The sequence below is a fragment of the Acinetobacter sp. YH12236 genome (genome assembly GCF_013417645.1).
GTDB lineage: Bacteria > Pseudomonadota > Gammaproteobacteria > Pseudomonadales > Moraxellaceae > Acinetobacter.
In genome coordinates, this window is the sequence record NZ_VPDM01000029.1 from 1 (window position 1) to 22,637 (window position 22,637).

Below are 22,637 nucleotides of genomic sequence, written 5' to 3' on the forward strand. Positions count from 1 at the left end.
TCAAACGAACAAATAGAGCAGATAGAGTTTGCACTCAACCATCGTCCTAGAAAAACACTAGGTTGGTATACACCGAGTGAAGTTATGGCTGGTTTTTATACTGTTGCACTTGCCGCTTGAATCCGCCATTCATAAAAGAAATAAAACTAGATGAAAAGGAGAAAGCAACTATTCCCGTGAGTCCAAGGATTCGTGTAGAAACTCTCGAAGAATTAAGAGCAGAGTTATTGTTCATGCTTGCTCAAGCAATACTGCGAAGTGAACTATTGCCCGTATTAAGGGTGAGGCACCAGTATGTGAAGGAATTGGGCTATTCTAATCATATTGGGTTTAAAGGAGGAGATTGGTTTACCATAACGTTTCTGCCTGTTCATAACAGTGACTACTGCGACAAAATTTATTTTGTCTCAACACCTGGGCAGAAGAAAGATTGTTTTCAGCTGGTCGAGTTTGATGAAGTTTCAAATCATCCAGTTGAATATGCAGTGAAATGTACAGAGATGGATTTAAGTTTCGAAGAACAAAAAGCTTATGGCTTATTTCGTTCGAGTTAAAGCAAAAAAGTCCCTTTTTGACTTAACTCTCGTAACGGACAGAGCGATCCAATTGCTAGCCTAGCAATTCATTCTTTCAATCATAAGGTAGGCTTACCGTGGTTACTCTTACTTGCTCAAAGTCGGTATTAAATATTATTAATTATATTAGGTTGTAAGTTCACTTAAGTCAGAATATTGAACAAGTAAACAGAAGTACATGGGATTCGTATCTCGGATACAGAGTTGAGTGTTCAGATGGCGAATATTGTTCCCTTTGACTTTCTTCTCTCCATCTGTCCTGAGTGTGTTTTAGATGAGTGCTTTTATCAATAATAAAAAAATACACGCATTCCCTTAAATATGAGTTCAATTCATATTTAAGGTCATTCAGATGTTGAGTTTTGATTTAAGCCATCAGGCTGGTGTGATGAGTGCAGTTCGTGATTTGGTCGATTATTGCAACAACCACCATATGACTAATGAGGAATTTATTTCTTCTCTTGAGATGCTGATCCCTGCTTTTAAAGCATTTGACCATGACGACATTTCTTATACCAGCACAATAGCTGCATTCCGATTGATCGTAGAACAGGTGGATAATGCCAGAGGAGAGAGACCGTACGTTGAGTATCTACATGACCTGACTTGTCGTCAGATAAAAGTCTTCAGGCAAATTCTATTGGATCAACGGTCTGCTATTCTGCAGGAAATTCGAGAGTTTTACAGTCAAGAGGCCGACAATCAGGCCTCTTTCATTTCTTATGTCAAAGAGATGATTCGTGATCATTATTGTGTATTGATGATACGGGTAGATTTGGGATATGAAAAAGCCAAGTCAGATCAAATTACAATCCGAGAGTTTTTGGATCACATCAAAAAACTCCGCTTATTGCTGAAAGATAAAAATGGCTGTTTTAAGCACTTGCTGGGCTATGGCTTAGCCTTAGAGCAAGGAGAAATGAAGGGTTATCATGCTCATTTGCTTTTAATCTACAATGGATCGGAGCTGCAGCAGGATCGATATATTGCAGACCAGGTGATTGCTAAATGGAAAGAGCTCAGTCATGGAGCTGGTTATGGGACCAATTTTAATACCAAGGAAAAGAAGGCGCAGTACAAGTACTTGGGGATTGGCAAGATTCATCGTGACAATCGTCAAGAGGTATCCAATGCTTTGAAAGTTGCAGAGTATTTGGCTGAACCCACAAAATATATCCAAATGCTACTGGTGCGCTTGAACAATAACCGTACCTTCTTGAAAGGGAGCTATAAGCCGCATGGGCGTAACTATGCGACGAACTTTAAGAAAAAGACCCTGGAGACGGAGGTTGGTATTTGGGATGCAAGCGATGTGGAAGCTTTATAGGCTGAATGTGAGAAATTAAAAAAATAAATCTTTGACTGTCTTATGTAATCAAACTACATAGGACAGCCCAAATGACCTTTTTATCACTAGAACTTTTGACCGCACCACGCCTTGAACAAGATGTTTGCACGTTTTACAAGGAGGTTCGCTTTAAGCGCCATGATCCTGCTCTTTCCTACCAAGAACAAAGTAATGCTGTTATAGGTACATTCAGAACAGCTTTATTACAGTATTTCAAGGATTGGAACCTAATGATGGTTTCACATCGAGACTATGATTTGTCTTTCTGGAGCAGCACCTTTCGAAAGGTATATACCAGTGTTTTGTATGAGCATGGCATTGCCCATTTTTATCCTGCAGGCGAAAAGAATGAGACCTGGTTGATTAATCAGATCGCATTTAAATTGCAAAAGCTTTTCAAAACTACTGGCTTTATTGAGATGTTGAATAAAGTAAACAACGACTACGAAAAAAGAGTGGACAAGATTCGGACATCTTATCGCAGTACCAGTGAGTTCAGTGTGGATGCAGTGGATTTAAGATTCAATCTTGGTTTTTATGATCAGTTTAATGAATTTATGGACATTCAACGTGTGATGAAAATGTTCAACATATTCGAGAAACAGTTAAAAATGCAGGCCTGGTATCGAGCACAGAGCGTTTTCACGCTTTATCATGTTTTTCGGGATGTTGAACAAAATCGTTATGTGATCTGCTTATTTCTGACCATCGATAAAGTTATGTACTCAGTAGACACAAAGTATGATTATTTGATTTCCCAACTATGGAATCGAGTGACGGATGGTTATGGTGGATTACTGCAGAGCACAGGCCATTTTTCGATAGATTTCAATATATCAGGGCATATCACTCCTTTAATCGTTGGCGGTAACGACATCTTTAATGCGAGCAATGCAATGAATCCTCTGGATTATCTGGATAGTCTGCCGACCAACGAAACGGCATTTGATGAGTCCTCGAAAAAAATTTGTGTCCTTAACATGGGAGCTTCAGCGTTGAAAGGGTTTTCTGCAATGAAAGGCTGTTAAGCAAGAGTTTGGTTCATCAGGTTAGAGGATCTTGTCTTCAGCAGATTGCTTTAACGTCGGGCGTACGGTGTAAGGTGAGTTAAGAATAAAGAAATTTTAAATACACAACATCAAGATGAAGACTCGGCAAGCTAAACGTTGTACAGCTGTCTGAGACCGGTAAACTAACAAGGGATATCTCAAGTATGAACTGTGAATTTACAGCCCTTTTTATTCAGTACGCCAGATAGTCCCAAATTTAACTATTGCCAACGGTAATACAGTCAATTAAAGCCCATGAGCAAAGGCTCATGGGCTTTTTTATGCGTTTGACTCAGGAAAAAATGCCCATGACCCAAATGACTTGCCCCTATTGTCATTCAGACAACATCAGCATCTTGCAAGTACAAAACCAGAGTTTTGCCCAGCTCGACATCCTTCTGCAAACCATGTCACCCGCAACCATGGCTTCTTTGGGCGTCAAAATCGCCAAGCACCTCGGTGTTCCACCAGCCATTGGTGGACTGATCGGTGTTGTGGTTGGCGGAACCCTGGTGTTTGTCAGTCAGCAAATGCTCAATAAATCTTTTCCATCCAACAGCCAATACATCTGCAACAACTGTGAACGTCACTTTGCGATTGCCGCAGCTTAAGCAAAGCATCTCATTATTTCAGGCAAAACCTCTTTGCCTTTGCATCAATTTATAAAAATACAGGTAGAAATCTTATGGCACATCTTATTGAACAAATGGCCTATGTCGGCGATACCCCTTGGCATGGTCTAGGTAATCAATTGACTCCAAATCAACCGATTGAGATTTGGGCACAACAGGCGGGTATGGACTGGTGTATCGAATCCTCGGATGTCAGTTATATGGCTAAAAATGATCGTGGACAGAGCATCATTCTGCCGTATGAAGAACAGCGGGTACTGTATCGTTCGGATACCCATGCCCCTTTATCCGTGGTGAGCCAACGTTATCAGGAAGTACAGCCCCTTGAGATTCTGGAATTTTATCGGGATCTCACCGAGCAGTCTGGCTTTGAACTGGAAACTGCTGGCGTGCTGAAAGGCGGCAAGAAGTTCTGGGCTTTGGCACGTACCGGACAAACTAGCACCTTGAAAGGCAAAGATGTCAGTAATGGTTACATCCTGCTGGCAACCGCTTGTGATGGCACCTTGGCTACCACAGCCCAATTCACTTCCATCCGTGTAGTGTGTAACAACACCTTGGCGATTGCCTTACGTGGACAGAATAGTAGTGCGGGTGTGGTCAAAGTACCGCACAGCACCAAGTTTGATGCCGACAAAGTCAAACAGCAACTGGGCATTTCTGTGCGTGCCTGGGATGAACACATGTATGAAATGAAACAGCTGAGTCAGCGTAAAGTCACCCAAGGCGAAGCCGCAGCTTTCTTTGATGCCGTGTTTAACAATACCAGCATGTCGGTACAGGATCAGGAAGAAAATATCATCCAGTTCTACCGTAACGTGGCGAATCAGGCCAGCAACAAAACTGAACCGAACGGACGAGCCATGAGCAAAGTCATGAATATGTTCAATGGTAAGGGACGGGGAGCGGACTTGTCTTCAGCCAAAGACACGGCGTATGGCTTGCTCTGTGCCATTACCGAGTTTGCCGATCATGAACGTCGTGCCATGAGTACAGATCACCGTCTGGACTCGGCATGGTTTGGAGCCGGAGCAGGACTGAAACAACGCGGACTGGAACAGGCATTGAGATTGGTTGCTTAAGACTGTTTCTTATTCCTGCTTAATGTTTGTTTAAGGTTGTCAGCCTAAAGTAGCCTACGAGGTTGAGTTCTCCAGAACCTCAGAAACACCCTTTAGCCACATCTCCCCGGATGTGGCTTTTTTTATGTCCACAGAATTGACCAGCCGCTTTTCAACAATATCTAATTCCAAGAGAACAAGCCTATGAATACCTTCGTACCGGTAGCCAATTTACCTGGCATTCCTCCACATCTGCCATTACCTCAACCCACCCAGCCAACCAAACCTACACGTTCCAGTTCAGCGAAACGCCTGGCAAACACCAAAGAACTGAACTATCAGCAATGGCTAGAAGTACGCAAGCAGGGCATTGGCAGTAGTGATGCTGCCGCGGCGTGCGGACTCAATCCTTATATGTCCATGCTGGAACTATGGATGATCAAGACGGGTCGGGTGCAGCAAAACATTCAAGATGAAAGCTCAGGCCATGCACCGCTTTATTGGGGCAAGCAACTCGAACCTTTGGTAGCGCAATATTACAGCCTGCACACCAACAACAAAGTCCGTCGGGTCAATGCCGTGTTACAGCATTCTGATCCAGACAAAGCCTTTATGCTCGCCAATCTAGACTATGCCGTAGTCGGTAGTGATGAGGTGCAGATTCTGGAATGTAAAACTGCCGGAGAATATGGTGCCAAGCTATGGCGTGATGGCGTACCGTTATATGTGCTCTGTCAGGTACAGCACCAATTAGCAGTCACCGGAAAACAGGCAGCCCATATCTGTGTTTTACTCTGTGGGCATGAAACTAAAATTTTCAAAGTCAGCCGTAATGAACAGCTGATAAAACAGATCATTCATGCGGAACGTACTTTCTGGGCATGTGTAGAAAACGATGTGCCACCCGCTGTGGATGCCAGTGAATCTGCCGCTCAGGCCTTGCAACAACTTTATCCAGAGCATATTCCACTGAGCGTGACTGATCTGAGCCAGCTTGAATCAGCCAATCAATTGTTTGATCAGCTCATTGAGGAGAAAAACCAGATTGAACAGCATCAAAACAATTTCGATGAACTGAAACATCAGATTCAGGCGTTGATGAAAGATACTGAACGTGCCACCTTTGCCACAGGTTCAGTGACCTGGAAGAAAGCCAAGGATTCAGTCGGTCTGGACAGCAAAGCCTTACTGAAATTGCATCCTGAGCTGCTTGAACAGTTTCCCATGACACGGGCAGGGACACGGCGTTTCCAGATTTACAGTAATACCTAGCCTAGTATGGGTATCAGCCAGTCTTAGCCTAAGTAAGACAGCACTGGCTTTAGTTCTCCATCGATCAACACTCAAACACCATGTATGCATACTTAAAAGAGATCCCATGCCTGAAAACGGCGTGGGATTTTTTATGCACCAAGTAAAAACCAACACGACTCAAAGCACCACATGACGATTTAGAAGAGGAACATTCCATGATTAAAGGTTTAGCGATTACACCTCCAGTCCTAGGACGTATCAGCATTGGCCGTGTCATTGAAAAGAATGGCAAAAGGCTCCCAGAGAAAGATGACCAGTTCACCATTACCAGTCAGATCCAGAGCAAGGATGGCTGGATTAAGCATCCATTAGATGAACAGCTACGTGCAGCGGCACCGAATGGAAAATTGAGATCTATCCCTGTACGGATGATCTTCAATGATCCCGAGCTTAACTTGAGAGCTGAGTACAGTTTGTTTGACCGTCAGACGGGACGTCCGATCTGTGTGGGGAATGGACAGACCTGCCAGCGCATTTCATCTCAAGGCGTAGAACAGCATCCTTGTCCATCCCCAGATCTATGCTCATTGGCACAAGGTGGACATTGCAAACCTTATGGGCGGCTGCATGTCAATCTGGATGAGTCGGATGAATTGGGGACATTCATTTTTAGAACTACAGGTTTTAATAGTATCCGGACGTTGGCTGCACGTCTGGCTTACTACCATGCGGCATCAGGAGGATTGTTGTCATGTTTACCATTGCAATTGACGCTTCGAGGGAAAAGCACCACACAAAGCTATCGCCAGCCGGTGTACTACGTGGATCTGACCTTGCGTGATGGGGTGAACTTGCAGGAGGCAATCCACTCGGCTCGACAAATGGATGAGCAGAGTAAGGCCGCCGGGTTTTATCAGGAAGCACTAGATTTTACTGCTAGAAAAGGCTTTGAGAATGCCAGATTTGAGCTGAACAGCGAGGAGGGCTTGGATGTGCTTGATGAATTTTATGCAGAAGATGAATCTGAGCAAACCCAGACTGAACTGAAAACTAATGCAAAGCCTAAATTCAATCAGAGAGAGGGTTTTGTGCAGGATATTCAGCAGGGTCTACAGGGGAGTGTAAGGGCTGTGAATTAGATGGACTTAGATAACATGGGATTCCGTAAAATTTTATTGGACTGCCATATCATCTGAGCGAATACGCGCTCGCATCAATGATCAGGAGTAAACATCATGAATGCGGTCACAGGTCAGACTTTTCAGATGAATCAAATTATTAATATTAAAGATGTTATCGATTTCACAAGTATTAGTCGTGCAAAAATTTATGAAATGATCAATCCAAACTCAAAGTACCATGATCCAACTTTTCCAAGACCAGTGCGTCTCAGTGAGTCCCGTATTGGCTGGGTGGCATGGGAAGTTAATCAGTGGATTGAGGCTAAGTTGCAAAATCGAGAATAAAAATGGGAGCTACGGCTCCCTTATTTCTAACTGAATTTTTTTATGCGCCACCAATAAGAATTTCTTTGTTATCGCTGATTAGGTAATAACTAAGAGCCACTTTTTTAAAAAGCAGATCTTTTTGACAATGAGGGCATTGTTCGATCTTGGAGTAAAAAGGAGAGTCTTTGTAGCGAGCAAGTTCGTCCATGATAGAGTCTAAGTATTCGCTATCGAGTTGATTGTTACATAAAGGGCAAGCAGTCATCTTTTTATAATCTTTAACTATTTGTCTTATCTTAGTTTTTAATTAAACTTCTGACAACCTCTGTTTATAATCACTAGGGCATGCTTATGTCACGCGTTTAAAGTGAATACCACGTCCGTCTATATTTCGAAGATCATGAATAAAACCATAAACTATTACAATCAAAATGCTGACCACTTCTTTGATACCACTTATCAAGTGGACATGACCAGTTTGTACCAATCATTTTTAAGATATTTACCCGAACATGCTTCTATTCTCGACCTGGGCTGTGGCTCGGGTCGAGATACGCTGGTTTTTAAAAATTTTGGTCATCAGGTAGAGGCAATTGATTATTCAGAAGAGTTGGTTGCAAAAGCACGTCAGCTTACCGGGCTACCCGTGCAATTCGGCAGTTTTTATGAATTGGCTGAACAAGCTAAATACGATGGAGTTTGGGCATGTGCCTCTTTGCTGCATTGTGAGCGTGATCAATTACCAGATGTCTTGCAAAGGATCATAACGGCACTAAAGCCAAATGGTGTTTGCTATATGTCCTTTAAATATGGCAGTCAAGATCGTGAAAAGGATGGGCGCAGTTTTACTGACTTAAATGAACAGCAGGCACATGAATTATTACAAGACTTTGATAATGTGCTGCTTTTACAACAGTGGATTACCATTGATAAACGCCCAGACCGAACAGAAGAATGGCTGAATATTCTTTTCAAAAAGCAAAAGGGTTAAACAATGTTTGTAAGTGATGAAGCCGTTCCAACACCTCAAGAACAATTGAAATTCCTTAAGCATATCCAGCAAATTTTGCAGTCAGGTACGTTCACTTCAACCTATAAGTTTGCCTTGCTGATAAGTATTACTCGACTTGCGATTGAACAGGGACAAGATACGGGTGCAGCTCTGCGTCTAGATTATTTGGACATTGCTGAGAAGTTTATTGATCTTTATTGGAAACAGTCACTGCCATTTCAGTTCAACCAATATGAACCTTTTACGATTCAACAAAGTACCGGTCGGCAAGCAAAGATCATCAGTGAAATTCAGAAAGCGCAGCAGCAATTTAAAACAATCGCCGCTGCAAGAAGAGATGCAACTTTTTGGTTAAAACTCAGAAAATCTGTGGCGGATACGGTGAAAAGAATGCCTGTAGTCTACTTGCAAAATCTGAATGGGCAAACTTTTGAATTTCTCTACCATTTGAATGACTCACAGGAATCTCTGCAATTATTACCGAAAGTGATGTATTGCTTGAGGCAGTTCAGCGAAATTATTGAAGAGCTGTGCCAGAAACGTTGGATTGATTTTATTCGGCTGAACAAACAAAACCTTGTTGTCTTGGATGGCCTACCTGATCTGGATGAATTTATGTTTGCCCCTAATCGTAGTCAATTAGGGCAAGTCGCAAACTTTCTCATTGACCTGCAAGAATGCCAGTGTTTCTACTGTGGTAAGAGTCTTAAAAACAATAAATACGCAGTAGATCACTTTATCCCATGGTCACTTTATCCTGCAGATACCGGGCATAACTTTGTGTTGGCAGATGACAAATGTAATTCGCAAAAAAGTAATTACCTGGCATCAGAACAATTTTTGAATCAGTGGTTGGAACGGAATTATTTACACGATCAACTGATTACACAAGAGGTCTCTCAGCTTGGTTTCTTAACCGATATGCAGCGTTCACATCGGGTAGCTGATTGGGCATACAGACAGGCAGTTGAGAATGAGTATTTGGTTTGGTTGGGGGACAATGAAAAAAAGTCATTTAGTAAAAGTAATAAATTTTTTGTTGTCTTATAAGTATTTACCCTATACAGGCATTATTATATTCACGGATTTATTTTGAATTTTTTCTAATGCTAAATAATAATTTTGTTACGCAATTACTAACACTTCCTGAAATCTTTAAAGATAATTTTTTTTATATTCCTGACTATCAACGAGGATATGCCTGGGAAAAAAAACAAGTCGAGGATCTATTAACGGATATTCGGCATCTCATGTTGGATGAAAGTGCAATTCGTCATTACACTGGAACTTTAGTTCTTTCCCCAATAGAGAATGATAAAAAAAGTTTTCAGATAGTAGATGGTCAGCAGCGTTTAACCACACTTGTAATAATATTAAAGTGTATTTCTCAGTATCTTGATGATAATACTAAAGATAAGTTCACGGAACTTTATATAAAGCGAGGTAGCATAGGGAATCAAAAAAATATTCTGACTCTTAACTCTGATACTCGAACTTTTTTTGAGAAGGTTGTGATGCATGATGGAAATACTGAACATTGCCCTATTAGTCTTGAGTCACATGAGCGATTATTAGAAGTAAGAAAAACAGTATCTATTTGGTTGAAAGAAATACAAGATCAAGGAGTTTTGATACAAGATGTTTTGTATGTTTTAGAAAATAAATTAGGATTTCTAGTTTATGCTCCTGTTGAAGATGCCGAGACTGGTATTATGTTTGAGGTTATTAATAATAGAGGTAAGTCATTAAGTGAATTAGAAAAAGTAAAAAATTATTTAATCTACTGTTCAGTGAAACTATCAGCCTCGACTTTAAGAAAAGAAATTTCAGAAAATTGGTCAGATATATTAAGGGCACTAAATAAATCAAAAAAAACCTCTGCTCAAGATGAAAGTTCCTTTTTACGTTATTGTTTAGTTGTATTTTTTAAAATAAATAAAACAGATAGTCAGTATGGTTACGATGTTCTAAAGGCTAGGATCAATTTAGATCAATGCTTAAATTTTGAAGATAAAAGAAATAAAACCATTGAAAAACTTCAAGAATTTATACATTTTCTGAAATTAGCTGCGAAGTGGTATGAACACTTGTATGCACCGAATTATGTTGGATTAGACAACTCGATAAAGCCATTGATTGAAAATATAAGAGCACAAAATGTACACGCATCAATCATGCCTTTATTCCTAGCTCTTGTAATAAAAAATAAAGGTAAGGGAGATGTTCTTGCGAGACATCTACAATTATTAGAGACCTTGAATTTCCGAGTCTATATTGCTAACAACATGACGTTTAGGAAAGACACTGGGCAAGGTGACTTATATCAATTTGCGAGTAAATACTATTACGGAAATTTATTAAATCACTACATTGCCGAAGAGAATAGAATAGTTGGTCAAATCACATTAACAAATGATGATCAGGCGCTTGAATACGTGTTAGTAAGTTTTGTACAGCGTTATGCACATGATGGCTGGTTTGAGGAGTCTTTTCGTTTGGATAATAAAAGTCCATTCGATTTTTATAATTGGCGTGGAATGCGCTATTTTTTAATGAACTATGAATCCTCTTTGCAACCCCACAAAACTATCAACATCGATAAAATTTTAAAAAGCAGATCATCTGGAAAAACAAATGACTATTTATCCATAGAGCATCTATGGGCAACAGAGAACCGAAATCTTGAAGGCCAAAATTGTAGAGAAATTGATTATTACCAGAAAAGAAGACTTGGAAATTTCGTCTTACTAGAACTTAGGTTAAATATTCAAGGTAATAATGATGATGTATGGGTCAAAGTAGATCGGTATCTTGATGGATTAGACGAAGCTCCAACTGATTTACAGCATGTCCGGAAGGTAGGGAAAAACATTCGCAAGACTGTTGAATCTATGCAAGAAATTAAGAAGACAATTAATTACTACTATGATTTTTATAATGAAATTATTAATGAACAAGAAGAACGCTACATTAAATTTGCGATGAAAAAATGGTCCTTAAAAGGCTATATAGGCTATAAAAAATATAAAGAAGAATTAGAAGAATAAAAATATTTTTTGCAGTACGAAAAAAAGTGCAAAAATAATTTGCATAAATAAGAAGGGCATCGTATAGTGAGTTCATGCAGTAGATTTTATCAGTACAAGCTCTACTGCATGAATTGAAAAGTTGAGATTTGGCGATCGAATAACTTTTCAAAACAAAATCCACTCATCAAAGGAGACTTTGTTATTTAGATTATATCTTAAAAATAACAAAGCGCTCCATGTTAAACAAAAGGAAATACGATGGAGACAAAACTAAAGAATATCGCTGAGATTTATACAGGGTTTACACAACGACCACCTGAAAAATCAGTCAATACATTTGATGTGAAAGCTATTCAAATTAAAGATTTAACAAAAGATCAAGTTGTTATTACAGATGATCAGTTGTCTGATCTTGAATGGGCTTATGATTCAAAACCACAATATTTAAAACATAATTCGATCATAGTAGTTGCTCGTGGAGAGCCGAAGGCTTATGTGTTTAAAGGCGATCAAGCTGATCAAGTGGTGGTGAGTAATCAGTTTATTGTGGTGAATCTAAATATAGATAAGCTCAAGCCAGAATTTTTAGCTTGGTACTTTAACCATTCTCAAGTCATGCGTTCATATTTTGAAATGAACAGCCGTGGATCAATGTTAATGATGCTCAGTATCTCAACTTTAAAAGAGGCATCAATCGTTATCCCATCTTTAAATCAGCAAGAAGAAATACTTCAACTTGTTCAAGAGGCAGATCAAGAGGCATTGGTGTTTCAGCAATTAACGGCCTTACGTGCTGAATATAATCAAGCGATGAGCGAACAAATTTTAATACAAGCCAAAATGGCGCAATAAACAGAATTTTTGAATTGGAGAAATGAAATGACAAATGAAGTAAATCAACACCCACAGCATTCTAAACTTGTAGGATTAGTTTGGAGTATCGCCAATATTATTCGTGGACCTTATCGTCCACCGCAGTATCGTCGTGTGATGTTGCCATTAATTGTATTAGGGCGTTTTGATGCAATTCTTGCACCGCATGCAGATGAGATGAAAGCATGCTATGAAAAAGCTGTGGCGAATTTGCAAGACAAAACCCCAAATGTCTTTTTACAAAAGCAGTTGAGCCAAATTGCGGATAAAAATCGTAAACAAAATCTTTATAACATCAGTGGTTTTAATCTACAAAAACTGTTGGATGATCCAGATCAATTTACAGCAAATTTAACAAAGTATATTGATGGTTTTTCACCTAAAGCGAAGGATATTTTTGCCAAGTTTGAATTTGCGAAAGAAATTGAAAAACTTGATGATGCAAACCGTTTATATAAAGTCTTTCAAGAGTTCCGTAATGGTTTGGTTGAATCAGGTTTAAGCCTTGCGCCTAGTAGCGTAAGTAACTTACAAATGGGCTACCTATTTGAAGAGTTAGTACGTAAGTTTAATGAACAGGCAAATGAGGAAGCAGGGGATCACTTTACCCCACGTGAAGTAATTGAACTTATGGTGAATTTGATTTTTGAGGAGGATCAGAAAGAGCTGATTAAAGCAGGCGTGCACCGTAGTATTTATGACCCAACGGCGGGTACGGGCGGGATGCTGTCTGAGTCGGAGAAATTTCTTAAGAAATACAATGAGAAGATTAGCCTTGATGTCTATGGGCAAGAATATAACCCTGAGTCTTATGCGATTTGTTGTTCTGACTTATTGATTAAAGATGAACCTGCTGAAAACATTGTGTATGGCGACACGCTTGGTGTGAAAAATGCCAAGGAAAAAGATGGGTATGTTCCGCGTGATGGTCATGCTGACAAAGACTTTCACTATATGTTCTCAAATCCTCCTTTTGGTGTGGAATGGAAAAACCAAAAAGAATTTATTGATGAGGAAGAGAAGCAAGGCTTTTCAGGTCGCTTTGGTGCAGGCTTGCCACGAATCAATGATGGATCATTATTGTTCGCTCAACACATGATTTCTAAAATGAAGCCTTCGCCTGAAAATGGTGGGGAAGGTTCACGTATTGCCGTAGTGTTTAACGGTTCGCCATTATTTACAGGTGATGCGGGCAGTGGTGAAAGTAATATTCGTCGTTGGATTATCGAAAATGATTGGCTTGAAGCGATTATCGCTTTACCTGATCAGATGTTCTATAACACGGGTATTTATACTTATGTTTGGATTATTTCAAACAAAAAATCTGAACAGCGTAAAGGCAAAGTGCAGTTGATAGATGGTACAGCACATTATCAGAAAATGGCGAAAAGTTTAGGTAACAAGCGCCATGAGTTATCTAAAGCCCATATTGCTGAACTGACTAAGTTTTATTCGAAATTTAAAGATCAAGACACCAGTGCATTGATCCAAACCAAAGCTGGTGAGGCAAAGGTGTGTTCGAAGATTTTTAATAATCAAGATTTTGGTTATTTGAAGCTGACTGTAGAACGCCCATTACGTTTGAACTTTATGATTTCTGCTGAACGCATTGCTTTGTTGGATGAACAGTCTACATTTACAAGCTTAGCCAAGAGTAAGAAAGTCAAAGATACTGCTGAAATTTCGAAAGAGGAGCAAGCAGGTCGTTTACAACAGGAAGCGATTAAAAAGGCACTTACAGCAAAAATTTCTGATCAGGTTTGGAAGAATCGTGATGAATTTTTAAAAGTCCTTGATCCAATTTTGAAGGGATTAAGCTTTAAGCTTGGCGCACCTGTGAAGAAAGCGATTTTGGAAGCATTGTCTGAACGTGATCAGACTGCGGATGTCTGCAAAGACAGTAAAGGGAATATTGAGCCAGATACGCAATTGCGTGATACAGAACTTGTTTCATTCCCTGACAATTTGACTTTACCTTTGCCTGTAAATTATGACAAAGAGCCTGACTTGTCTAAGTTATTGCCATTGGTTACAGCGCATTGCGAAGCTTATTTAAAAGCCGAAGTTTTACCGCATGTGGCTGATGCGTGGATTGACTATAGTAAAACTAAAGTCGGTTATGAAATTCCAATCAACCGTCATTTCTACGTGTATGAGCCACCACGTCCGTTAGAGGATATTAAGGCTGAGATTGTTCAGCTTGAGCAGGAGATTATGCAGATGTTAGGAGGTTTGTCTGCATGAGCAAATTACCACGTTACGAAAGTTATAAGGATAGTGGCGTGCAATGGTTAGGGGAAATCCCTAGCCATTGGGAAGTATGGAAAATTACTCATGCTATGGATTTAATTGGAAGTGGTACAACTCCAAAAAGTGACAATTTAGAATATTATGATGGAGATGTATTGTGGGTTACTACCTCGGAATTAAGAGAGTCATACATATATGATACAAAACAGAAAGTCACAGACTCAGCGATACAAGATTATAGTGCCTTAAAAAAATATCCTATCAATAGTATAGCTATAGCAATGTATGGTGCAACTATTGGGAGGTTAGGTATTTTAGCAAAAGAAGCTACTTTCAATCAGGCTTGCTGTGTATTTAGTGGTTCAAAAGTGCTAAATCATAAATTTTTATATTATTGGCTTTGGATGAGGAGACCAATTTTAATTTCCTTATCTAATGGTGGTGGTCAGCCTAATTTGAGTCAAGATGATTTAAAGAAGCTAAAGTTGGCATTGCCTCCAATGGATGAACAAAAAATCATTGCAGATTTTTTAGATAAACGCCTTGCCCAAGTTGATGCTTTAATTGCCAAGCAAGAAACTTTATTGGAAAAATTGGCTGAACAACGTGTGGCTTTAATTTCTCATGCGGTGACAAAGGGCTTAAATCCTGATGTGGAGATGAAAGAGAGTGATGTTGAATGGTTAGGTAACATTCCTAAGCACTGGGATACTAAAAAACTCAAATTTTCAGTTGGTTGTAACCTTAAGACTTTAACGGATAAAACTGATTCAGATTATGAGATTTTATATGTTGATATTTCAAATGTTTCTTTAACGGCTGGTATTAAGAATAAGGAAGAACTCTTATTTGAGAATGCGCCATCACGAGCTAGACGAGTTGTTAAAAGTGGTGATGTGCTAGTTTCTACTGTTCGTACTTATCTTAAAGCAATAACTTATGTTGAGTCTGCTGAAGATAACTTAATTGCATCAACAGGATTTGCAGTTCTCAGCCCGTTGGATATCCTAGATTCGAAATTTTTAGGATATTGGATTCAATCAGAAGGAATGATCGGTAGTATTGTAGCTAATTCAGTAGGTGTCAGTTATCCAGCTATTAACTCATCAGTCCTAGTATCATTACCAATCGTTGATATACCTTTGGAAGAGCAGAAAGCTATTAGTAGCTATTTAGATATGGAAATTGAAACGATTAATAGGCAAGTTAAATTGGTCAATTCAAGTATTGAAAAGCTGAAAGAATATCGCTCAACCTTAATCACGCAAGTGGTGACAGGGAAGATTGATGTTCGAAATCTTAAAGTAAACTAAAAACATTGGGTCATATTTTTTTGGGGGAAATGCCATGCATAGCGAATATTATTTTGAGCAAGCCATTGAACACAGCTTAACAACTGTTGGAGGCTATGTAAAAGGCAACCCGAAAGACTATGATCCAAGAATTGCTTTATTTCCTAAAGATGTGGTTGCCTTTATTCAGGAAACACAACCAAAAACTTGGGAGAAAATTCATAACTCGTGTAAAGATGAAACAGAAACTCGTATTGTCAATGATTTAGCACATGCCTTAGATACCGAAGGTGCTCTATCGGTTTTACGCCAGGGTTTCAAATGTTTTGGTAAAAAAATCAAAATGGCATACTTTGCACCCAATACCAGTATCAATAAAACCACCCAAGAACAATACGATGCCAATGTACTCAAATGTACACGTCAGCTTCATACAGAATTTAATGAAATCCCAGATATGGTACTTTCACTCAATGGTATTCCAATGATTACGCTGGAACTTAAAAATGAGTTTTCAGCATCGGGTTGGAATGTTGAGGATGCTAAAATCCAATTTAAGAAAGACCGAAATGCAAAAGGACGTTTATTTGAGTTTAAAAAACGGACTTTGGTTCATTTTGCCGTGGATACTTGTGAAGTGTATATGACCACGAAGTTGGATGGAGAAAATACATTTTTTCTACCCTTCAACAAAGGTTATTTAAATGGTAAGGGTAATCCACCTGTAGACGGTGATGTACGCACGCATTACCTGTGGACTGAAACTTTAGCGCGTCATAGCTTTATGGAAATCTTTGCGCGCTACATGCATTTGAGTGTAGAAAGCAAAAAGATTAGAACGGATACAGGTTTTCGATATATCGAAAAAGAAACCATGATTTTCCCGCGCTACCATCAATTAGATGCGGTGCGTAAACTCACGAAACACAGTAAAGCTAATGGTTCAGGTCATAACTACCTCATTCAGCATTCAGCAGGTTCAGGCAAATCAAATACCATTGCTTGGCTCGCACATCAATTGGCATCCATGCACAATGCAGATGATCAGAAAATTTTTAATTCTATTATTGTGATTACTGACCGTATTGTACTTGATCGACAGTTACAAGAAACAATTGCGCAGTTTGAGCATAAAGATGGTGTGGTACAAAAGATTGATGAGAATACCCTACAGCTCACCAATGCTTTAGCTTCGAATGTGCCTATCATTATTACTACTATCCAAAAATTCCCATACATCATGCAATCTATTCGCACCCAAGCGAAAAAGGGCATTAAGGTTGATTTGAGTACAGAAGGTAAGAATTTCGCTGTTGTTGTCGATGAAGCCCACAGTTCACAAAGTGGCGAAACGGCAATGGAATTGCGCAAAATTCTCAATAAAGATGGGATTGAATCTGCGATTGCTCAAGAGTTTTTAGATGATGGCGATGAGGATGAAAGCGAACTCACTGATGACGTGAAAAAGCATTTATTTGCAGAAGCGTCAAAACGTAGTCGCCAACCTAATTTAAGTTTCTTTGCCTTTACCGCTACACCGAAATGGAAAACGCTCGCTTGCTTTGATGAAGCAGGTGATAACGGCGAAGCTCCGTTTCATCATTACAGTATGAAACAGGCAATTCAGGAAGGCTTCATTTTAGATGTATTGGCAAACTACACGACTTATGAACAGTACTTTAAATTAATCAAAATCGCTGACAATGATCCAGAGCTTGCAAAAAATAAAACCAAAGCCTTAATGGCTCGTTTTGTTTCCATGCATCCAAGCGTGATCGCTCAGAAAGTAGAAATCATTGTCGAGCATTTTAGAACAGTGACGATGCATCGAATTGGTGGTCGTGCCAAAGCAATGGTCGTTACAAATTCCCGTGAGCAAGCGGTACGTTATAAACTTGCATTTGATGAATATATTAAAGAAAAAAAATATACAGGGATTAAGTCCTTAGTCGCTTTTTCAGGCAAACTAGAGGTTGATGGTACTGAATATACAGAACCTAAAATGAATGGTTTTAAAGAAACTGAATTACCTGATCAATTTGACACAGATGATTATCAAGTACTCTTGGTTGCTGAAAAATACCAAACAGGCTTTGACCAACCTTTACTACACACCATGTTTGTAGATAAGAAATTATCTGGAATCCAAGCAGTACAAACCTTATCGCGTTTGAACCGTTGTGCTTATGGTAAAGAAGATACTTTTGTATTGGACTTTGTGAATACTCATGAAGATATTTATAAAGCATTTAAGCCATTCTACGAGCTGACCAAACTTGGTGATATTCCAAATGAACAAAAATTGAATGAGCTTGGGCATACGTTGGATCAATGGAAGTTTTACTTTGAAGTTGATTTAAATGAGTTTGCAAATATTTGGTTTAAGGATAGAAGCAAGCTAACAGGGCATGAACATAAGCAGTTGAATAGTATTATTGATCGTGCTGTTGATAAATATAAGAAAATTCATCCTGATGACCTTGTACATCAACAAGAGCAACAAAAACTATTTAAAAGCCAATTACAAAGCTATTTAAATTTATATCTGTTTGTCTCGCAAATCATGGATTTTACAGATTCAGAGCATGAGCAACGCTATGCATATTTAAAAGCTTTACTACAAAAGTTACCGAAAGGCTCTAAGGAAAATGAAGTTGATTTATCTAAAATTGTGGAACTTCAATTTTATCGCTTACAGAAGTTAAGTGAAAATAGTATCGATTTAGGGCATGGTGAAGCGAATGCCTTGAAAGGTTCTACAGATGTGGGTACTGGGCAGGCAGAATCTACAGATAATGTATCGCATCTGATTGATGAATTGAATGAAGCTTTTGGCACTGATTTTACAGTAGCTGATCAATTGTTCTTTGACCAAATTGAAGAGGCTGCGGTTGAAAATGAAGAAATTCTTCAAGCGGTTAATGCGAATACCTTAGATAGCTTCACTGAATATTTATCAGGAAAATTGTTAGATCTCTTCCTGGAGCGTCTGTCAGGTAATGAAGATGTGTGTAATAAAGTCATGAGTGCTGAAGAGCTGCGCCAGAAAGTAGCGAAACGATTAGCGAAGCATATCTATACTCGTGCGAAAAAAAAGGCATCGTAAATTATGAGCGATTATCTTAGCTGTAAACAAATTTATGATGCGATGAAACGCATAGGTGTACGGCGGACTGATGAGCGTGAGTATGCTTATGAGTTTGAGTTGGCTAATGGTCAGGTGATTTATGTTAAACGTTTGCTAGATAAGCAATCACGTAAAAATGAACCATCTCGGCTAATGATTCATCCTGCCCTTAAAGCATTAAAAAGTGAACTTCAATGTATAGAGGATGCAGAGTTTAAATTTGGTCCTGAAGGAAACATGAGTACAGCATTTGCAAAATATCCAAAGTCTTCTATTTCAGAATGTATAGATAATCCTACTGAGTATGGGGCGGGGGTAAATTTTAAATCTGAAAAAGGTTTAACGGAATTAATTAATTTCTTGGAATCACTTTGATGAAAAGTTAAGGGCCGAAAAGGCTCTTAACTTTTTTCGATGGAATGCATTTGATATAGCCGTTCCAGCACGGTTGCTGAAAAAGGCTGCCAATAATTCCAAGATTTATATTTGTTGTTATATCGCCCACCACCTTCATTGCGCCATTGTTTTAACATCGCAATAATCTCAGGGTTGTAAGTGCAATTTACTGAAAGCATACCACCTGAAAATTTTCGAGCATGAACCCAAATCCCATTAATAGTGAATTGAAAGTCCTCCCAAGTTGGAATTGTAGTATTTGTAGTAGAAGGATCATTACTTTCAATCTTTAAAAGATTGGTTTGATTTTGATGGCCAATAGTGTCGGTTTTTATACCTTTGGATGTCTGAGGAAAAAGCCAAGTTTTAGGTTCTAAATTTTCAAGAATTAATTTTTTTGCATCCTCGCTCGGTATTGTGATGTCAGATTTTAAAAGATCAGATAAATCTATTTCGACTGTCTTTACATTCATGGACTTAATGACATTAAGCTTTATTTCATCGATAAAATGTGTGACAGCTATTTCAATAAAAATTGGTTCTTCATCTGTGTAAGCTACCAAATCTGGCCTAATTAATCCTAAAGGAAATTCAGGAATAATGCGGTCGAATGTCCACCATGAGGCTTCAATATCAGAGTCAGGAACAGCAGGCAGCAGTAATCCCATAGATTCTTGAATGATTTCTTTTGCGTATTTATGCAGAACACTCTCAGGATTAATTGCACAACTCTCTTTATTACTTGCATGGGAAAAATGATGCTCATTGATTTCTCCTTTACGCGCCAAAACAGTTTCTCCACATTCAAAACAAGTGCAATTACAAGCTAGCCCACGAACTGCTTCAGTAATGTGGATCAAATTTTTATTCTCATTCAAGGCGACAAGCATGGTCATTTTATAATTCCTTTAGGAAGTTAATTTACTCCTTCACTATGCTTGTGTTTTAATCTTCCTAACACCGTATTTAGAGGTGAAATACGGGTATATGGGGTGTTTAAGTGTCTGATAATAAATTAAAAGTATTGCTTTGCTTACAAGATGAATTGTTTACATATTTACAAAGCAGTAAAGCATATGAATGCCTAAAAATTATGTGTGATGAATCAATTCGAGCTTTACAAAGTGGTAATACTGAATTGATTGAGTTTACTCGGTGGAAATTAAAAGCAAGATATGAAGGGGAGGCTGCAGCCAATAATGCAGATCCTAAGGATCTTCAAAAATGGATAGATGATAAGCAATTGGCAACAGTGCTCAAAAATATTATTGGTGCAGAACATCAGCCTTTTAAAGAGATTGGTTATATTCCTGCCGTTAGAAAAAATCAAACAAAAGGCGGGAAAGGAAATGAACGTAGTTATTGGCTAGATATTGAGAAATATGAAGAAAATGCTGTAGAGACAGTGCGGATAGATGGTAATAAAGATGATGATGAGGTGGTTTATCATCGTGCTTCACCAGATATAATCAAAGTATCATTGCTCTATAAATGGCTTTTTCCAAAAGGTGAAATGCGTAACAGAAGTTTAAGAGGCTTAGCACTAATTACGATAGTTTTTGGGTGGTTGATTTTTTGGGTATTGTACTTAATCGTTGTTGCCCTAATAACAGTAAAAGTTGGTGAAAATTTTACTTCATGGAATATCTTTTTTTTGTTTGTTGTAGGTCTATTTTCATTAACCATGTGGCAAGCCTGGTTTAAGCCTATTTTTGATTTACCCGAGCATAGAGTTATCAAAGCACCTTTAACCTTTATCTCGATCTCTGAGCTAGATGCTGAAATTGAGATGTATCGTGATCAATATAAAAACCAAATTACACGATTTACTCGTTTTACAGGTACATGCCCTATCTGCACTGCAGATGTGGTTTTAAGGAAAGGCAAACCTGATTTTTCAGTTCCTTTGGTTGGACGCTGTGTCGAAAGTCCGTTTTCTCATGTATATAGTTTCGATCGGGTGACTATGAAAGGTAAAAAAATTTCTATTTAAGCTATTTTACTTGCTGTATTTGGGTGAAATACTGAATAGCCATCGATCTTTTACACAATCTTTCGCTTTGGAAAAGGCACAATTTTATTTCTTAAACTATCAATAAAATCTGACCATTCCTGCATCATTTTGATTCGATATTCTAAGTGCTGAGCATGGTTGTACGCTTGAGATACAGCATTACCTACTCGATGCGCTAACTGAATTTCAATCGCATCATGCATATAGCCTTGCTCATGCAATGTAGTTGATGCTAGTCCACGGAATCCGTGACCAGTCATTTTACCATTGTAGCCCATTGTGCGAATCACACAGAGTAATGCATTACTACTTATGGGTTTTGCTGTGCTGTGGTTATAAAAAACGTATTGTTTAGTACCTGTGAGAGGCCGTAACCCTTCAATTAATTCAAGTGCTTGTCTGGATAATGGAACGATGTGAGGCTGAGCCATTTTCATTTTTTCAGCTGGAATTCTCCATAAATGAGTATCAAAATCAATCTCATTCCACTCCATCATTCTGAGTTCAGCTGTGCGTACAAAAGTTAAGGTCATCAGCTGAATTGCAGTTTTGATCATTGGATTACCATGATAGCGATCCATTCGCTCAAGGAAGGGTGGAAACTCAGAAATATCCAAACGTGCCATATGCTTCACTTTGCGAGGTTTCAAAGCCTCGTGAAGATGAGGGGTTGGATCATTCTCAATGAGACCCTTACGAATCGCAAAACGAAAAATACGACCTGCTAAAGGTATGGAACGTTTCGCCATTTCCTGTGCGCCTCGTTCTTCGATTTTTTTGGCGCAGGCAAGCACATCTTTACCTTTGATCTGATCAATAGGCATATTGCCTAAAGTAGGGAAAAGGTCTTTTTCAAAGACAGATAAGTCACGTAAATAAGTATTTTCTTTAATAACCGCTTTACGGTCTTCCATCCATTCCATAGCAAGTGCTTTGAAAAGAGTATTTTCAGCGGCTTGCTGTTTCTTTTGCTTCTTCGCTTCGTTGGGATTAACCCCATCTTTTAGCTTTAACCGCGCTTCATCTCGAATTCTTCTTGCTTGAGCCAGTGAGGTTTCAGGATAGGTACCGATGCTGAAAATATTTTCTTTACCGTTAAAGCGGAACTTCATTCGCCAATACATACCACCCGATGGTGTGACTTCTAGGTACATCCCTTTCTCATCGGAATAACGAGTTTTTTTATCTGAAGGCTTAAGCTTTCGTACTTTTGCATCGGTAAGCATTTTGAAGTTCCGCAGAAAATGGGGGTATAAAAATTGGGGGTATAAATATGT

At 38.9% G+C, this 22,637-nt stretch carries 20 protein-coding genes and 1 pseudogene; 18 read left to right on the top strand and 3 right to left on the bottom strand.

The features are described 5' to 3' along the window. From FTV14_RS12195 to FTV14_RS12235, 9 genes and pseudogenes are all read left to right on the top strand, one after another. Nucleotides 1–120, top strand: a pseudogene (locus FTV14_RS12195) (IS30 family transposase); the annotation flags it as partial. Beyond that, nucleotides 117–554, top strand: a complete 438-nt coding sequence (locus tag FTV14_RS12200; protein ID WP_180053952.1) for a hypothetical protein — start codon at nt 117–119, stop codon at nt 552–554. The pseudogene FTV14_RS12195 and the gene FTV14_RS12200, both read left to right, overlap by 4 nt. 373 nt (nt 555–927) lie before the next feature. Then, on the top strand, nt 928–1,902 hold the full coding sequence (locus FTV14_RS12205; RefSeq protein WP_257219783.1) for an inovirus-type Gp2 protein: 975 nt from the start codon (nt 928–930) through the stop codon (nt 1,900–1,902). A 71-nt stretch (nt 1,903–1,973) separates the two neighbouring features. Continuing rightward, on the top strand, nt 1,974–2,951 hold the full coding sequence (locus tag FTV14_RS12210; protein WP_180053953.1) for a hypothetical protein: 978 nt from the start codon (nt 1,974–1,976) through the stop codon (nt 2,949–2,951). Between the two features lie 329 nt (nt 2,952–3,280). Next, a complete protein-coding gene (locus tag FTV14_RS12215) occupies nt 3,281–3,583 on the top strand; it encodes a hypothetical protein (RefSeq protein WP_180053954.1) in 303 nt (100 codons plus the stop codon). 74 nt (nt 3,584–3,657) lie between these two features. Next, entirely contained in the window at nt 3,658–4,686 is a 1,029-nt protein-coding gene (locus FTV14_RS12220; protein WP_180053955.1) for a DUF932 domain-containing protein, read from the top strand. A gap of 183 nt (nt 4,687–4,869) precedes the next feature. Beyond that, a complete protein-coding gene (locus tag FTV14_RS12225; RefSeq protein ID WP_180053956.1) occupies nt 4,870–5,937 on the top strand; it encodes a YqaJ viral recombinase family protein in 1,068 nt (355 codons plus the stop codon). A 197-nt stretch (nt 5,938–6,134) separates the two neighbouring features. Further along, nucleotides 6,135–7,058: a hydrolase or metal-binding protein gene (locus FTV14_RS12230; RefSeq protein WP_180053957.1), complete on the top strand. Its 924-nt coding sequence runs from the start codon at nt 6,135–6,137 to the stop codon at nt 7,056–7,058. 96 nt (nt 7,059–7,154) lie between these two features. Further along, nucleotides 7,155–7,385, top strand: coding sequence for an AlpA family transcriptional regulator (locus FTV14_RS12235; RefSeq protein WP_180053958.1), 231 nt, complete (start codon nt 7,155–7,157; stop codon nt 7,383–7,385). A 40-nt stretch (nt 7,386–7,425) separates the two neighbouring features. On the opposite strand, the gene FTV14_RS12240 is transcribed toward FTV14_RS12235, so the two are convergent. Continuing rightward, the gene (locus tag FTV14_RS12240; protein WP_180053959.1) at nt 7,426–7,575 is read right to left on the bottom strand and encodes a hypothetical protein; all 150 of its coding nucleotides are present in this window, start codon (nt 7,573–7,575) and stop codon (nt 7,426–7,428) included. A 192-nt stretch (nt 7,576–7,767) separates the two neighbouring features. Here FTV14_RS12240 and FTV14_RS12245 point away from each other — a divergent pair, with 192 nt between their 5' ends. The 8 genes from FTV14_RS12245 to FTV14_RS12280 all read left to right on the top strand — a co-directional run bounded on the left by FTV14_RS12245 (nt 7,768) and on the right by FTV14_RS12280 (nt 19,325). Continuing rightward, complete coding sequence (locus tag FTV14_RS12245) at nt 7,768–8,358, top strand: bifunctional 2-polyprenyl-6-hydroxyphenol methylase/3-demethylubiquinol 3-O-methyltransferase UbiG (RefSeq protein ID WP_180053960.1); 591 nt, start codon at nt 7,768–7,770, stop codon at nt 8,356–8,358. Between the two features lie 3 nt (nt 8,359–8,361). Further along, on the top strand, nt 8,362–9,429 hold the full coding sequence (locus FTV14_RS12250; protein WP_180053961.1) for an HNH endonuclease: 1,068 nt from the start codon (nt 8,362–8,364) through the stop codon (nt 9,427–9,429). Between the two features lie 56 nt (nt 9,430–9,485). Next, the gene (locus FTV14_RS12255) at nt 9,486–11,426 is read left to right on the top strand and encodes a DUF262 domain-containing protein (RefSeq protein ID WP_120368170.1); all 1,941 of its coding nucleotides are present in this window, start codon (nt 9,486–9,488) and stop codon (nt 11,424–11,426) included. A 240-nt stretch (nt 11,427–11,666) separates the two neighbouring features. Then, entirely contained in the window at nt 11,667–12,260 is a 594-nt protein-coding gene (locus FTV14_RS12260) for a restriction endonuclease subunit S (RefSeq protein ID WP_180053962.1), read from the top strand. Nucleotides 12,261–12,287: 27 nt separating this feature from the next. Then, the gene (locus FTV14_RS12265) at nt 12,288–14,525 is read left to right on the top strand and encodes a class I SAM-dependent DNA methyltransferase (protein ID WP_180053963.1); all 2,238 of its coding nucleotides are present in this window, start codon (nt 12,288–12,290) and stop codon (nt 14,523–14,525) included. Next, nucleotides 14,522–15,844, top strand: coding sequence for a restriction endonuclease subunit S (locus FTV14_RS12270; RefSeq protein WP_180053964.1), 1,323 nt, complete (start codon nt 14,522–14,524; stop codon nt 15,842–15,844). The genes FTV14_RS12265 and FTV14_RS12270 overlap by 4 nt, the downstream gene beginning before the upstream one ends. A gap of 34 nt (nt 15,845–15,878) precedes the next feature. Continuing rightward, nucleotides 15,879–18,929 (top strand): type I restriction endonuclease subunit R, encoded by a 3,051-nt coding sequence (locus tag FTV14_RS12275; protein ID WP_180053965.1) that lies wholly within the window; start codon nt 15,879–15,881, stop codon nt 18,927–18,929. A gap of 3 nt (nt 18,930–18,932) precedes the next feature. Next, the gene (locus FTV14_RS12280) at nt 18,933–19,325 is read left to right on the top strand and encodes a hypothetical protein (RefSeq protein WP_180053966.1); all 393 of its coding nucleotides are present in this window, start codon (nt 18,933–18,935) and stop codon (nt 19,323–19,325) included. Nucleotides 19,326–19,351: 26 nt separating this feature from the next. Here the strand turns inward: FTV14_RS12280 and FTV14_RS12285 are convergent, their stop codons facing one another. Next, complete coding sequence (locus FTV14_RS12285; RefSeq protein WP_180053967.1) at nt 19,352–20,242, bottom strand: competence protein CoiA family protein; 891 nt, start codon at nt 20,240–20,242, stop codon at nt 19,352–19,354. Nucleotides 20,243–20,346: 104 nt separating this feature from the next. Here FTV14_RS12285 and FTV14_RS12290 point away from each other — a divergent pair, with 104 nt between their 5' ends. After that, the gene (locus tag FTV14_RS12290; protein ID WP_180053968.1) at nt 20,347–21,339 is read left to right on the top strand and encodes a hypothetical protein; all 993 of its coding nucleotides are present in this window, start codon (nt 20,347–20,349) and stop codon (nt 21,337–21,339) included. 50 nt (nt 21,340–21,389) lie between these two features. On the opposite strand, the gene FTV14_RS12295 is transcribed toward FTV14_RS12290, so the two are convergent. Continuing rightward, nucleotides 21,390–22,586, bottom strand: a complete 1,197-nt coding sequence (locus FTV14_RS12295; protein ID WP_180053969.1) for an integrase arm-type DNA-binding domain-containing protein — start codon at nt 22,584–22,586, stop codon at nt 21,390–21,392. Nucleotides 22,587–22,637: the final 51 nt, after the last annotated feature.

What these genes read in the sequence shown, in the direction of transcription:
- FTV14_RS12245 (WP_180053960.1), top strand. Translation starts at nt 7,768, where the DNA reads ATGAATAAAACCATAAACTATTACAATCAAAATGCTGACCACTTCTTT.
- FTV14_RS12215 (WP_180053954.1), top strand. Translation starts at nt 3,281, where the DNA reads ATGACCCAAATGACTTGCCCCTATTGTCATTCAGACAACATCAGCATC.
- FTV14_RS12275 (WP_180053965.1), top strand. Translation starts at nt 15,879, where the DNA reads ATGCATAGCGAATATTATTTTGAGCAAGCCATTGAACACAGCTTAACA.
- FTV14_RS12235 (WP_180053958.1), top strand. Translation starts at nt 7,155, where the DNA reads ATGAATGCGGTCACAGGTCAGACTTTTCAGATGAATCAAATTATTAAT.
- FTV14_RS12260 (WP_180053962.1), top strand. Translation starts at nt 11,667, where the DNA reads ATGGAGACAAAACTAAAGAATATCGCTGAGATTTATACAGGGTTTACA.
- FTV14_RS12270 (WP_180053964.1), top strand. Translation starts at nt 14,522, where the DNA reads ATGAGCAAATTACCACGTTACGAAAGTTATAAGGATAGTGGCGTGCAA.
- FTV14_RS12205 (WP_257219783.1), top strand. Translation starts at nt 928, where the DNA reads ATGTTGAGTTTTGATTTAAGCCATCAGGCTGGTGTGATGAGTGCAGTT.
- FTV14_RS12220 (WP_180053955.1), top strand. Translation starts at nt 3,658, where the DNA reads ATGGCACATCTTATTGAACAAATGGCCTATGTCGGCGATACCCCTTGG.
- FTV14_RS12250 (WP_180053961.1), top strand. Translation starts at nt 8,362, where the DNA reads ATGTTTGTAAGTGATGAAGCCGTTCCAACACCTCAAGAACAATTGAAA.
- FTV14_RS12225 (WP_180053956.1), top strand. Translation starts at nt 4,870, where the DNA reads ATGAATACCTTCGTACCGGTAGCCAATTTACCTGGCATTCCTCCACAT.
- FTV14_RS12265 (WP_180053963.1), top strand. Translation starts at nt 12,288, where the DNA reads ATGACAAATGAAGTAAATCAACACCCACAGCATTCTAAACTTGTAGGA.
- FTV14_RS12255 (WP_120368170.1), top strand. Translation starts at nt 9,486, where the DNA reads ATGCTAAATAATAATTTTGTTACGCAATTACTAACACTTCCTGAAATC.
- FTV14_RS12280 (WP_180053966.1), top strand. Translation starts at nt 18,933, where the DNA reads ATGAGCGATTATCTTAGCTGTAAACAAATTTATGATGCGATGAAACGC.
- FTV14_RS12240 (WP_180053959.1), bottom strand. Translation starts at nt 7,575, where the DNA reads ATGGACGAACTTGCTCGCTACAAAGACTCTCCTTTTTACTCCAAGATC.
- FTV14_RS12230 (WP_180053957.1), top strand. Translation starts at nt 6,135, where the DNA reads ATGATTAAAGGTTTAGCGATTACACCTCCAGTCCTAGGACGTATCAGC.
- FTV14_RS12295 (WP_180053969.1), bottom strand. Translation starts at nt 22,586, where the DNA reads ATGCTTACCGATGCAAAAGTACGAAAGCTTAAGCCTTCAGATAAAAAA.
- FTV14_RS12285 (WP_180053967.1), bottom strand. Translation starts at nt 20,242, where the DNA reads ATGACCATGCTTGTCGCCTTGAATGAGAATAAAAATTTGATCCACATT.
- FTV14_RS12210 (WP_180053953.1), top strand. Translation starts at nt 1,974, where the DNA reads ATGACCTTTTTATCACTAGAACTTTTGACCGCACCACGCCTTGAACAA.